10 protein-coding genes and 1 tRNA gene are annotated in these 11,928 nt (G+C 54.2%); 6 read left to right on the top strand and 5 right to left on the bottom strand.

The annotated features are described in order from the left end of the window. The first annotated feature begins 7 nt into the window (after positions 1–7). The 4 genes from ACO0LM_RS27745 to ACO0LM_RS27760 all read left to right on the top strand — a co-directional run bounded on the left by ACO0LM_RS27745 (position 8) and on the right by ACO0LM_RS27760 (position 4,962). The gene (locus ACO0LM_RS27745) at positions 8–2,527 is read left to right on the top strand and encodes a circularly permuted type 2 ATP-grasp protein (protein ID WP_423042046.1); all 2,520 of its coding nucleotides are present in this window, start codon (positions 8–10) and stop codon (positions 2,525–2,527) included. Between the two features lie 416 nt (positions 2,528–2,943). Continuing rightward, entirely contained in the window at positions 2,944–3,510 is a 567-nt protein-coding gene (locus ACO0LM_RS27750) for a hypothetical protein (protein ID WP_423042048.1), read from the top strand. A 217-nt stretch (positions 3,511–3,727) separates the two neighbouring features. After that, positions 3,728–4,444 carry an FRG domain-containing protein gene (locus tag ACO0LM_RS27755; RefSeq protein WP_423042050.1) on the top strand — a complete coding sequence of 239 codons (717 nt, stop codon included), beginning with the start codon at positions 3,728–3,730 and terminating at the stop codon, positions 4,442–4,444. An 8-nt stretch (positions 4,445–4,452) separates the two neighbouring features. Then, a complete protein-coding gene (locus tag ACO0LM_RS27760; RefSeq protein ID WP_423042052.1) occupies positions 4,453–4,962 on the top strand; it encodes a YfbU family protein in 510 nt (169 codons plus the stop codon). A 393-nt stretch (positions 4,963–5,355) separates the two neighbouring features. Here the strand turns inward: ACO0LM_RS27760 and ACO0LM_RS27765 are convergent. The 4 genes from ACO0LM_RS27765 to mutL all read right to left on the bottom strand — a co-directional run bounded on the left by ACO0LM_RS27765 (position 5,356) and on the right by mutL (position 9,809). Further along, positions 5,356–5,432 (bottom strand) — tRNA-Met (locus tag ACO0LM_RS27765). Positions 5,433–5,651: 219 nt separating this feature from the next. Beyond that, positions 5,652–6,605, bottom strand: a complete 954-nt coding sequence (miaA, locus tag ACO0LM_RS27770; protein WP_423042054.1) for a tRNA (adenosine(37)-N6)-dimethylallyltransferase MiaA — start codon at positions 6,603–6,605, stop codon at positions 5,652–5,654. Then, a complete protein-coding gene (locus ACO0LM_RS27775) occupies positions 6,602–7,822 on the bottom strand; it encodes a multidrug effflux MFS transporter (RefSeq protein WP_423042056.1) in 1,221 nt (406 codons plus the stop codon). Before ACO0LM_RS27775 ends, miaA begins: the two co-directional genes overlap by 4 nt. Positions 7,823–7,871: 49 nt before the next feature. Continuing rightward, positions 7,872–9,809, bottom strand: a complete 1,938-nt coding sequence (gene mutL, locus ACO0LM_RS27780) for a DNA mismatch repair endonuclease MutL (protein ID WP_423042058.1) — start codon at positions 9,807–9,809, stop codon at positions 7,872–7,874. An 84-nt stretch (positions 9,810–9,893) separates the two neighbouring features. On the opposite strand from mutL, the gene ACO0LM_RS27785 reads away from it, so the two are divergent. Both ACO0LM_RS27785 and ACO0LM_RS27790 read left to right on the top strand, forming a co-directional pair. Beyond that, positions 9,894–10,541: a VTT domain-containing protein gene (locus ACO0LM_RS27785; protein ID WP_422985506.1), complete on the top strand. Its 648-nt coding sequence runs from the start codon at positions 9,894–9,896 to the stop codon at positions 10,539–10,541. 30 nt (positions 10,542–10,571) lie between these two features. Then, positions 10,572–10,913 (top strand): hypothetical protein, encoded by a 342-nt coding sequence (locus ACO0LM_RS27790; RefSeq protein ID WP_423042060.1) that lies wholly within the window; start codon positions 10,572–10,574, stop codon positions 10,911–10,913. A gap of 291 nt (positions 10,914–11,204) precedes the next feature. Here the strand turns inward: ACO0LM_RS27790 and ACO0LM_RS27795 are convergent, their stop codons facing one another. Further along, positions 11,205–11,735 carry an REP-associated tyrosine transposase gene (locus ACO0LM_RS27795; RefSeq protein WP_423042062.1) on the bottom strand — a complete coding sequence of 177 codons (531 nt, stop codon included), beginning with the start codon at positions 11,733–11,735 and terminating at the stop codon, positions 11,205–11,207. Between the last annotated feature and the right edge of the window lie 193 nt (positions 11,736–11,928).

The following is an 11,928-nucleotide window of genomic DNA, read 5'->3' on the forward strand; positions in this document are numbered from 1 at the left end:
GAGACGCATGGACTACACATTACTGGCAGGTTATCCAGGCACACCCGGCAGCTACGATGAAATGATGGAAGCGAGCTTGCGGCCGCGTGGGCACTGGCGCGCCATGCTCGACAGTCTGGCTGCTGAGTCCCCGGCCATGATGCGCCAGCGTATTGAGGTAGTGCAGCGCCAGGTACGTGAGAACGGTGTCACCTACAACGTCTATGCCGATGCCAAAGGCATGCAGCGGCCGTGGGACCTCAACGTGCTGCCGCTGATCCTGCCGTACGAGGAATGGGCGCAGGTAGAGGCCGCGGTGGTACAGCGTGCCACCTTGCTCAATCGCATTCTGCTCGATGTCTACGGCGAACAGCGCCTGCTGGCCGAAGGCTTGTTGCCACCAGCGCTGGTACACGGCCATGCCGGCTTTCTGCGGCCCTGCCAGGGCATACGTCATCAGGGCGACATCGCCTTGCACTTCTATGCGCTGGACCTGGCACGCGCGCCCGACGGCCGCTGGTGGGTGGTAGGTGACCGCACCCAGGCACCTTCCGGCGCTGGCTATGCGCTGGAAAACCGCGCCGTCATCGGCCGCATCTTCCCCGACCTGCTGCGTGACCTCAAGGTGCGCAAGCTCGAAGGTTTTTTTGACACCATGCGCGACAGCCTGGCGCACTGGGGCAGGCGCAGCGCCGGTGCCGGGCTGCGTGCGGGCGAGCCGCCATTGATGGTACTGCTGACTCCGGGCCCGCATAACGAAACCTATTACGAACATACCTATATGGCACGCTATCTGGGCCTGCCGCTGGTGGAAGGCGGCGACCTCACGGTGCGCAACGGCATGGTCTGGCTCAAGACCCTGTCCGGCATGCAGCGCGTGCACGTCATCGTGCGCCGGGTCGACGATGATTTCTGCGATCCGCTGGAACTACGCGCCGACTCCGCTCTGGGTGTGGCTGGCCTGACCGACGCCGTCCGCCGCGGCACCGTGCTGGTGACCAATAGTCTGGGATCAAGCTTGCTGGAATCAGGTGCATTGCTGGGCTTCTTGCCGTCGCTGTGCCAGCGCCTGCTGGGCGAACCGCTCAAGATGCCATCGGTGGCGACCTGGTGGTGTGGCGAGGCCGCCGCGCTGGATACAGTAGTCAGCCGCCTCGACAGTCTGGTGATCAAGCCGGCGTTTCCTCAACTGCGTCAGGGGACGGTGTTTGGTGCCGACCAGCGCGGCGAGGCCCGCGCTTTGCTGATCAGGCAGTTGCGCGCCAACCCCGGCAATTATGTGGCACAAGAACTGGTGCGGTTGTCACAGGCACCGGTCTGGAAAGAGTCCCCCCGGCCCGGCTTGTATCCCTGCGCCACGGGCCTGCGTGTATACGCCTGCGCCACGCCCAAGGGCTATGTCGTCATGCCGGGCGGGCTGACCCGCGTGGCCACCGGGCCAGACGCGCGCGTGATCACCATGCAGCAAGGTGGCGGCAGCAAGGATACCTGGGTCCAGGCCAGGGCCCAGCAAGACCTGCCACATCAGGAGCGCGGTAATGCCGAGCGGCGCGAGCCAGTGCGCGACGACACCCACCTGTCAAGCCGGGTGGCAGAAAACCTGCACTGGTTTGGTCGCAACACCGAACGTTGCGACAACATTGCCAGGTTGCTGCGCGTCACCCTCAATTTTCTTTTCCAGGTCCGGCCGGATGATCGCGGTGCCGAATGGGCAGCCATGACCGGCCTCTGCCAATGGTACTGGCTGATCGCACCGCCCGAACCAACTGATGTCACGGGTGCACCGGTGCCACCGCCCGCAATGTTGACTGATGCCGAAATCGAATCAGCGCTGCTGCGGGCCGTGGTGTCGCCGGATGTGCCGGGGCTGGTGCAACAACAGCAGCAACTGTACCGCGGCGCCAGCCAGTTGCGCGAACGTATTTCGCTCGATAACTGGCGTGCGATCAGCAAGATGCGGCAGGACAGGGCCGTCGAAGAGCAACCATCCCAGGCCGAAGCAATGCGCCGACTGGACGACGCCACCGAAACCGCCATGTTGATGTCTGGCTATGCAATGGATGGCATGAGTCGCGACCTGGGCTGGCGTTTCATGTCGCTGGGGCGGCGGCTGGAACGGCTGCAATTTCAGTGCCAGATATTGCGGCGCGGGCTGGCCATGGATGGTGGCGACCTGGAGTGGATGCTGCTGCTGTCCGATAGCATCATCACCTACCGCGCGCGCTACCAGGCCCGGCCAGAATGGTTGCCCTTGCTTGATCTGCTGCTGCTGGATGAAAGCAATACCCGCTCCATCGTGTTCCAGGTCAACGGCATCCTGAAGACCTTGCAGCAAATGGCACCAGGCCGCGGCCCGGCTGGCACCGAACAACTGGCAGCGCTGGCCGATGAATTACAGGCGCTGACACCAGAAGCCGACCTGGTCGGCGGCAGCCTCTACCTGAGCGACCTGCTGCAACGCCTGATCCAGGCCAGCGAAACCTTGTCGGAACAGATAGGTGTGCAGTTCTTTAGTCATACGGGGAAACCGGCGGGGGAGGGGAGTTAGAAATCTCTATGGCACGAACCTTGAAGGTGGCCTGGCGTTGGTGGATATTCATCATATTGACTGCACAAATGGAAACTTCAATTTCATCCCGCTCACGCGCTCTTTATTATATGGGAGAGCGTTTAGTGTTCCCATAGATACCTCGGGCAAGTGCATGCACAAACCCAAAAATACAGGTAAGACACTGCAAAACGGAAAGACAAAAAACATCATCGATCACCCAGGGTACATCACAAGTTAAAGAATTCCCTTGCTAATCTACTAGCAATCAAGCGACCAATTCGCATACAATCCCGTTAATCAACCGAATCGCAGTCGGTTCAGTCCAACAAGGTTTATCCGCCGCAATGTTTCGCGGATTCTTATTTTTGCGTTTCCGATGCGGCGGATAAACGTTATTCGTTAGATTGCTTCCAATGGATACCTACGCTATAGAGCGATTTTGCGAGCGATGGATCGTCAAGGCTGATGCTTATCGGTCCAACAACCTCGAAGACTTATTCGACAGATTCTTCACGCTATTCGTGGCCTACAACCGCTTCTATTCCGCTGCCGCTGAATTGCATCGTGCCACAATTGATCCACGGCAAGCACAGTTACTCCAGGGAGATCGCCGAGAAGCTACCAGTGTCATGGCACGGCTTATTAGGCAATCGCGATTCGCAGATGCCATGAACGGAAATTCCTCAATTGCGGTTGCCTGCCAAGATATATCTACAATGCTTCAGGAGCGACGCTTCTTTCTGCATAGCGTTCGCGGCACGAAGGAGCCAGACCGTGCGAGGGATGCCAAGCTTGCGGATGGTTTGCGCAAACACAGTCTCTTGTCGGTTCTCGAATGCCTTTACCAAATTCGCTGCAATATCTTTCATGGTGAAAAGGAGTTCGCTCCACAACAAGCAGAACTGCTTGCTCCTGCGATCATACTGCTTGCGGCTATCGTTTCGTTGAGCCGTGGGGCCTTGTATGATGCAGCGTGCTAATATGACATATATAGACTCCCTTCAACGTACAAAAAATTAATCAATAGTTCTGGCGCTTGGAATAAGTCAGCAGTCTGTATTGTGGGCATCTGATGTTGAATCTATGGTACTCCGTGTCGACATGGAATCTGCGTGATCACTGCGCTACTCGCTACAAGCAGCAGGTGTGTTACTGCCGGAAGGGCTACCGCAGCATCAATAACATGTAGGGGAACAAATGTCAGCCTGGAATGATTTCCTCGCACAAGTTCGAGAAGCCGAAAGCGAACTTGGCAATCCGATTGAACCATGGTATCGGGGGCACTCCGATGAAACATGGCACTTAGTGCCAAGTCTTCCTAGAGAACCAAACTGGGAGATTAAAGAGAAAGAGCTATTTTTTGAGTTCAATAAAACTGCGTCCCGTTTGTTTGACAAACGTTCGAACGATTGGGAAACTCTCTTTGATATGCAACATTACTGGATACCGACCAGGCTACTAGACTGGACTACGGTAATGGGTGTTGCAATTGCTTTTATACTACATAGCGATTATGCAGACGCACAGGATAGCGCGCTCTTTGTTCTCGATCCTATCGCCTTGAATCGCCTTAGTGGGAGGGTAGATGTAATCTCAGTCCCAGAAGACAAATCATTCGAATACAAGACGATTTACTGGGAAAAACGACCAGTGCAGATTGAACGGCCCTTAGCTATTCGCCCCAGCCAAATCAGTGATCGACTCCGCGCACAAAAAGGAACTTTTACAGTTTTTGGCACTGAAAACTCTTCTTTTGAAACTGCAGCTTCCGCATGTTTTAGAAAAATTATCTTGCCCAGCGCAGCTAAACAAGAGGCCAGAGAATTTCTGAAGTGGGCAAACCTTGATGAATACACGATCTATCCTGACATAGTGGGAATGGCTCGTCACATCAAGAGAAAAATTCTTTCGTGAGGCACATAATGGCAAAACTATCGAAAAATGAGCGACTTATCTTGATCAATCAATATAAAATTTTGGCCTCGCTCAACAAAGACGAAGAAGATCACTACTTAGAGCTCATAGAAGTATTGGAGCGAGGGTATGCTATATTCTACTCGCTGATAGACGAATGGGTATCTGACGATATGCCAATCGAAGATTGCAAATTCGTACTTGATATATTGGATCTTTATAGAACGATTGAGGATTTAAAGCGCTCAACGAAGGATGAACAACTCTCGCAACACACTTACTCGTTCTTCCGCGGCTTTGACGGTAACAACGAAACTGATCACATGAGCTTCTGTCGCTTCCTAATTGAGAACCAAGGGAAATTTCAGGAACAAACCCCATATTTATTAAAAAACGATAATCTAAATAGCCACGTGCCGATGAGCGATAAGTATTTACGCATGCTTGAGGCGGCAAAAGAAATCCCGAACATATGGAATATGACGACAGAGCAAGCCTTGAGAATATTAAATGCCTAGTTTTATTGTGTCTTCGTGTAGTAGCCTGACTGGTCGGTTAAGCCGATGCCCACAAGTGATACTTGAGGGGGAGGTCCTGCGCACTAAATGTGCCGGCGCAGCTTGCCTCGTGCGTTGACTGCTTGAGTTGTTCGATTACCAATATGAATATTAGAAAACAAAATTGCTGGTGCTCCATTCTCGAGCGAGCCAGAAAAGGAAAATCTATGCGCAAAGCAAATAGATAATTTTCGTACAACATTTGCATTAGTAGATGAACGCCTATGGGAAAGTACCGTCCAAGAAATTGGATGTCAATAAACGTCTATAAGGCTCAGAAAACAAAAAACCCGCTCAAGCACAAGGCTAAAAGCGGGTTTTTTGTATCCAGCAGATTTCTCTGCCAGAAAATTCTGGTGGTGATAGGTGGACTTGAACCACCGACCCCAGCATTATGAGTGCTGTGCTCTAACCAACTGAGCTATATCACCAAGAAGCCTGCGATTATGTCAGTTTGGGGGTGGAGTGTCAATACTTTGGGCCTTATTTTGCTGGAAACTGCCCTTGTTTTGGCATAAAAAGCAATGGTTTTTGCGGCTTTGTCGGGTTCCTGCCAGGCGATGGATGGGGCTTATCGCCGGGCTTTGGGCTGCTTTGGTTGCTATTTAGTGGCGGCTTATTGGCTAACCGGCGAAGCTGTGAGGGCTGGTTTATGCTGTCAGCGTTTCTCTTACGCTGGCCATGATCTGCGCCTGGGCGTCGGCTGCCAGGCAGTCGATGATGATACGGTTTGGCATGGATCTTAGCCAGGTGACCTGGCGTTTGGCCAGTTGGCGGGTGGCGATGATGCCTAGCTCGCGCATTTCTGCCAGGGTGGTTAGGCCATCCAGATAATCCCATGCCTGGCGGTAGCCTACGCAGCGTATGGATGGCAGGTTGGCGTGCAGGTCTGGCCTTTGTTTTAGGGCTTTCACTTCATCGATAAAACCTTGCTGGAGCATGCTGTCAAAACGCAGGGCAATGCGTTGATGCAGCACGCTGCGGTCGGATGGTTCCAGCGAGATGGCGTGCATGTCAAACGGTGGGGCGGCACGTTCTTGTTTCGCCAGCAGGGCGGACATGGGCTGGCCGGTGATGGCGATGATTTCCAGCGCGCGTTGTATGCGCTGGCTGTCTTGCGGTTTGAGCCTTGCTGCGGTTTCCGGGTCTAGCGTTGCCAGTCTGGCGTGCAGGCCGCTTATGCCTATGCGGGCGGCTTCGGCATCCAGTTGGGCACGTATGGCGGGGTCGGCACCGGGCAAGTCGTCCAGGCCATCCATCAGGGCTTTGAAATACATCATGGTGCCGCCTACCAGCAGTGGCAGTTTGCCCCTGGCTTGTATGTCGGCGACCAGTCTTTGCGTGTCTTTGCGAAACTGGGCGACGGAATAGGATTCTGTCGGGTCGATGATGTCGATCAGGTGGTGGGGTACGGCGGCCAGTTCTTCGGCGCTGGGTTTGGCGGTGCCTATGTTCATGTCGCGGTATACCAGGGCAGAATCAACAGAGATGATTTCTGCCGGATAGTGGCGCGCAATTTCCAGCGCGGCGGCGGTTTTGCCAGAGGCGGTAGGCCCCATGATGGCGATGACTTTATTCGTCAGTTTGGTGGTGTGGGTATTCATACGGTGTGTTCTGCCGGGATCATGGCGGGTAAGACGCGTGCCGCAATAAAGATCAGGCTGCCCATGCAGCAGGCGATGATGGCCAGCGGGTAGACGGTGCCATTATGCGTGCCACCAACGACGGTGCCAACGATAAAGGCCACCAGCATGTACAGCGCGCCCATCAGCCCGGCAGCAGTGCCAGCCTGTTGCGGAAAAGGCGAGACAGAATTGGATTGCGAAATAGGGAAGTTAATGCCATGCGCCCCCATGGTCATAAACATGACGGGCGGTATCATGGCCCAGTGCTGCATGCCCGCCAGCACCATGGCCAGGAAAATTGCACCCGCAGCCAATGACAGGCTGCTGCCTATGCGCAGGGTAAGTTTGGTGCCAAAGCGCGCATGCAGGCGACGGCAGACCACGGTGCCACCCAGGTAACCTGAAACGCCAAAGGCAAAACAGTAACCAAACCAGCCGGTGGGTAGGGCCAGCACCTTGATCAATACAAACGATGCGCCAGAGATAAACACAAAGATGGACCCATACGACAGCGCCCCCGGCAATGCATAGGCCCAAAACAGCGGTGAACCCAGCACGATGCGGTAATTACGTGCCAGGCCAGACAGGTCGGTGGCTTTGGGGTCTTTGTATAAATTGGTTTCTGGCAGGCGGGCAATGACCATGATCAGCAGTGCGGCTGCCAGCAGTGCATGCACAACAAAGGCGGCACGCCAGCCCAGGTGCACCTGCAAGAAGGAACCCAGTATCGGCCCCAGCAAGGGCGCGGCTGATACCCAGCTACTGGCCTTGGAGATGACTCTGACACTGTCTTGCGGCGCATAGGCATCGCGCACGATGGCCCTGGCGATGATGACAGCAGAGCAGCAGCCCAGTGCCTGCAAGAAGCGCGCAAAGATCAGCATGCTGATGCTTTGTGATGCGCCACATAAAAGGCTGGCCAGCAGATACAGGGTCAGGCCAGCGATGACCACAGGGCGACGGCCATAACGATCAGACAGCGGGCCTATCACCAATTGCGCACCACCAAAGCCAGCCACAAACAAGGACAGCGTCAATTGCACGGTGGACGCCGGCACGGCAAACACGCTGGCCAGACTGGGCAGGGATGCCAGGTACAGGTCGGTGGACAGCGGTTGCAGCATCAGGAAGGCCGCAATCAGGAAAAACAGCGGCGCTGCCTGAAACGCCGGTATGGCCTGGGCTGGTTCAGTCATTGTGTTGGTCATAGGGGCACGGGGGCATGGGGTCATGGGTCCATGCTTGTTACTGGCCACGCAAGAACATCTTGTCGAGATCATTCAAGCCCAGTTGTACCCAGGTGGGCCGGCCATGGTTGCACTGGTCTGAACGTTCTGTCTGTTCCATCTGGCGCAGCAGGGCATTCATCTCCGGCACGGTCAGGCTGCGGTTGGCGCGCACGGCGGTATGGCAGGCCAGGGTGCCCAGCAATTCATTGCGCCTGTCTATCAATACGCGTGAGCCGCCAAATTCGCGCACTTCACGCAAGACATCCCTGGCCAGTGACTGGGCATCGGCATTCTTCAGTAAGGCTGGTACTGCACGCACTGCCAGGGTGGTGGGCGAGATGGCGGCCATGTCAAAACCCAGGGCCTTCAAGGTATCCTGATGTTCTTCCACGGTACCGACTTCAATCGCATCAGCAAAGAAGGTTACGGGTATCAGCATGGGCTGTACCGGCATGGTGTTTTCATCCAGGGCATTTTTTAGCTGCTCGTACAAAATGCGTTCATGCGCAGCATGCATGTCGATCAGTACCAGGCCCCTGGTGTTTTGTGCAAGTACGTACACACCATGCAATTGTGCCAGAGCGAAACCTAGTGGGTATTCACCTTCAGGCAAGCTACTGCCTGCAAGGGCTGAAGGATTAAAGGCGGGATTAGTGGAGGGGGTGGAGGGGGCAAAGGAAGGATTTTCATTGCCAGCGCGGAAAAACGCGCCATAATTGTCCAGGCTTTGTGACACGCCACCAGGTGCTTGTGGACGATATGGATTTTGGTAGTTGCCACCACTGTTACCAGCACCACCACCCGCTGCATAGCTGCCGCCGCTGTTACCACCATTTCCACCATAGGGGGAAGGGTTGGCAAACTGCGCTGCAAAGCTGGTTTGTTCACCACTGATCCAGGGCATGCCCTGGCCTGATGGCGCGGCTGTGGCTGGCCCGGGCACGGTACCAAATGAGGTGGCGGATGTCTGTGCCAGCGCACGACTGACAGCATGAAACACAAACTGATGCACCGACCGGCTATCGCGGAAACGTACTTCTATCTTGGATGGATGCACGTTGACGTCAACCAGCGCCGGATCCAGGTCCAGCCCCAGTACATACGACGGATAGCGGTCACCATGCAATACATCCTGATAGGCGGCACGCACTGCATGGGTCAGCAACTTGTCGCGTACAAAACGGCCATTGACGTAAAAGAATTGTGCATCGGCACGTGCCTTGGATGCAGTCGGCAAGCCAACAAAGCCATGCAGGCGCAAGGGGCCGGCGCTTTCATCGAGTGACAGGCGGGCATTGCTAAAAGCATCCCCCAGTATCTGGGCGCTACGTTTGTCGATGGCGCTGACATTCCAGTGGTCTACGGCTTTGCCGTTATGGCTTAAAGAAAACGAGACATCGGGCCTTGCCAGCGCAATGCGGCGCACGATTTCTGCGCAGTGTCCAAATTCTGTCTGTTCCGACTTTAAAAACTTGCGCCTGGCCGGGGTGTTGTAATACAGGTCTTGCACATCCACGGTCGTACCTTGTGCGCCGGAAGCCGGCGAGACTTTGCCGTTTTCTATCTGCCAGGCATGCGGTGCATCGGCAGTGCGGGTGGTCAGCGTCAGCAGCGATACAGACGCAATCGAGGCCAGTGCTTCACCGCGAAAGCCCAGGGTGGCGACATGTTCCAGCTCATCCAGGCTGGCGATTTTGGATGTCGCATGGCGGGCCACGGCCAGCGTCAATTGTTCTGGTGGTATGCCACGGCCATTGTCGGTAATGGCGATACGTTTGACGCCGCCTTCTTCAAGACGGATGACGATATTGCCGGCACCGGCATCAAGGGCGTTTTCCAATACCTCTTTGACAACGGCAGACGGTCTTTCCACGACTTCGCCTGCAGCGATTTGCGAAATCAGATTGTCTGGTAGTGCCAGTATGGGGCGATAAGTAGCAGAGTTAGAATTCATGACATGATTATACCTGTCAGGGCGTCTCAGACATTGCGGTCTGGTGTATGATTGCGGCGGCTTCGTATTGACCCTGGGATAATAATGGATTTTATGCAACTCCTCGACATGATTCTGCATGTCGATAAAATGCTGGGCACTGTCATTGAGCAATATGGCACCCTTGTTTATTTTGTGTTGTTTGCCATCGTGTTTTGTGAAACGGCATTTGTGATCTTCCCTTTCCTGCCGGGGGATTCGCTGCTGTTTATTGCCGGCACTTTTAGTGCTACAGGGTCAATGAATGTGTGGCTGCTGATCACCCTGCTGGTGATTGCGTCTATCACCGGTAATTCCATCAATTACTGGATAGGCAGCATGATAGGTCACAAGGTGCTGGAAAAAGACTTTCGCTGGATAGATCGCAAGGCGCTGATGAAGACCCATGAATTCTATGAAAAGCATGGCGGCAAAACCGTGGTGCTGGCGCGCTTCATTCCACTGGTGCGTACTTTTGCGCCTTTTGTGGCAGGTATATCAGACATGACACACAGAACCTTCCAGCTATATAACGTGCTGGGTGCTTTGCTGTGGGTGTTCAGTGTGGTGCTGGCCGGCTATTTTTTCGGTAATATCCCTTTCATACGTGATCACCTGAACGCTATCGTCCTGATCGGTGTTGGTACTGCTGTGGTGCCTGTGGTGCTGGGCGCATTGTGGAAGCTGTTACGGAGCACGCGCAAAACTAGCTAATCAGCTTCACTTCGCAAGGGGCATGATGCAATGCGTTCTACCATCATCTGGTTAAAAGCCGACGCCCCGATGAAGCCAGCCGTGGGCCAGGCTTGTAATGGTTGCGGCGTTTGTTGTGCAGCAGAACCCTGCCCGGTGGCAAGGTTTTTTTTATGGCAGTTACGCGATAGTTGCCGTGCACTGGAATGGCATGCAGACGTGTTGCAATATCGTTGTGGCATGTTGAGACAGCCGTCTGTTTATCTGCCCTGGCTGCCAGCAATCTGGCAAACCTGGTTTGCCCGCCGCGTCAGGCGCTGGATAGCAGCAGGTACGGCCTGTGATTCGGATGCCCTTGTTGCCAGCGGCACACTGCCTGAAGATCAAATCTGAATACAGATTGCTGGCATTTGTCTGTACTTATCTGAAAATTATTGGCAGAAACTGCGTAGGTGCGATTAGCGAAGCGTAATCGCACGAATGTCATGTAGGTCAACGACAAAGATAATTCAAGGGCATGTGTACGATTACGCTTCGCTAATCGTACCTACGTTCTGAAATCAAACTGAATATATTGTGTAGGTGCGATTAGCAAAGCGTAATCGCACGCATGCAAGCTACTACCTGCTATCGTCAACCGCAGGTTTGCTAAAGAAAATACAAAAATCGCACACAACATGCATATCAATCACCGCCAGCTATATCCGCCACCACATCGCCACACCAGTTGAGAGGATATATTCCCGCATCTACATAGTGATGAAAAGTGGAATAAGGCCAATCGCAGACGCGTTGGACCAAGCCATGTTTCAATGGATTGACGTGCACATAATCGACATGTTTTTGGAAATCCAGTTCGTCGCGAATCAAGTGCTCCCAATAATGGCGTTGCCAGATTCCCCGTTCACCGGCGGCCTGACGTACAGCAGAAAGCAATTCTGTTTTGGGTAAGGCGCGTGAGAAACTGCTTTTGATCAACCGCCATCGCAGGCTGAAATCACTATCTCCTTCGGGCAAGGTGAAAATGCAATGCATGTGCTCGGGTAAAACTACCCAGGCATCGATATGAAATGGATATTTATTGCGAACGTTCCTCACCACCTGCCGTAATAGATCTATCTCGCGCACAAGAAGGTCATTGCCGTGCCGTTGCAGTAGATTAACGGTGAAAAACCATGTACCTCCGGGAACGAACGCGCGGCGATAGTTGGACATGATATTGTAGGATTTTGGTTGTTTTGGAGTACTTCATACGTACTTCATACGTACGATTACGCTGCACTTGTATGGTTATAAGTGACGATTTCTGAGAAACTAGAAAGCGTCGGGGTGGAGGGACAACGCTGCGCATCTGCAGTTTCAGCTGACAGACCCGATTAGAACTCTCCCACCCCACCTCTTCAACGTC

Source organism: Undibacterium sp. Di26W, from assembly GCF_049340265.1.
GTDB lineage: Bacteria > Pseudomonadota > Gammaproteobacteria > Burkholderiales > Burkholderiaceae_D > Undibacterium.

What these genes read in the sequence shown, in the direction of transcription:
- ACO0LM_RS27745 (WP_423042046.1), top strand. Translation starts at nt 8, where the DNA reads ATGGACTACACATTACTGGCAGGTTATCCAGGCACACCCGGCAGCTAC.
- ACO0LM_RS27750 (WP_423042048.1), top strand. Translation starts at nt 2,944, where the DNA reads ATGGATACCTACGCTATAGAGCGATTTTGCGAGCGATGGATCGTCAAG.
- ACO0LM_RS27755 (WP_423042050.1), top strand. Translation starts at nt 3,728, where the DNA reads ATGTCAGCCTGGAATGATTTCCTCGCACAAGTTCGAGAAGCCGAAAGC.
- ACO0LM_RS27760 (WP_423042052.1), top strand. Translation starts at nt 4,453, where the DNA reads ATGGCAAAACTATCGAAAAATGAGCGACTTATCTTGATCAATCAATAT.
- miaA (WP_423042054.1), bottom strand. Translation starts at nt 6,605, where the DNA reads ATGAATACCCACACCACCAAACTGACGAATAAAGTCATCGCCATCATG.
- ACO0LM_RS27775 (WP_423042056.1), bottom strand. Translation starts at nt 7,822, where the DNA reads ATGACTGAACCAGCCCAGGCCATACCGGCGTTTCAGGCAGCGCCGCTG.
- mutL (WP_423042058.1), bottom strand. Translation starts at nt 9,809, where the DNA reads ATGAATTCTAACTCTGCTACTTATCGCCCCATACTGGCACTACCAGAC.
- ACO0LM_RS27785 (WP_422985506.1), top strand. Translation starts at nt 9,894, where the DNA reads ATGGATTTTATGCAACTCCTCGACATGATTCTGCATGTCGATAAAATG.
- ACO0LM_RS27790 (WP_423042060.1), top strand. Translation starts at nt 10,572, where the DNA reads ATGCGTTCTACCATCATCTGGTTAAAAGCCGACGCCCCGATGAAGCCA.
- ACO0LM_RS27795 (WP_423042062.1), bottom strand. Translation starts at nt 11,735, where the DNA reads ATGTCCAACTATCGCCGCGCGTTCGTTCCCGGAGGTACATGGTTTTTC.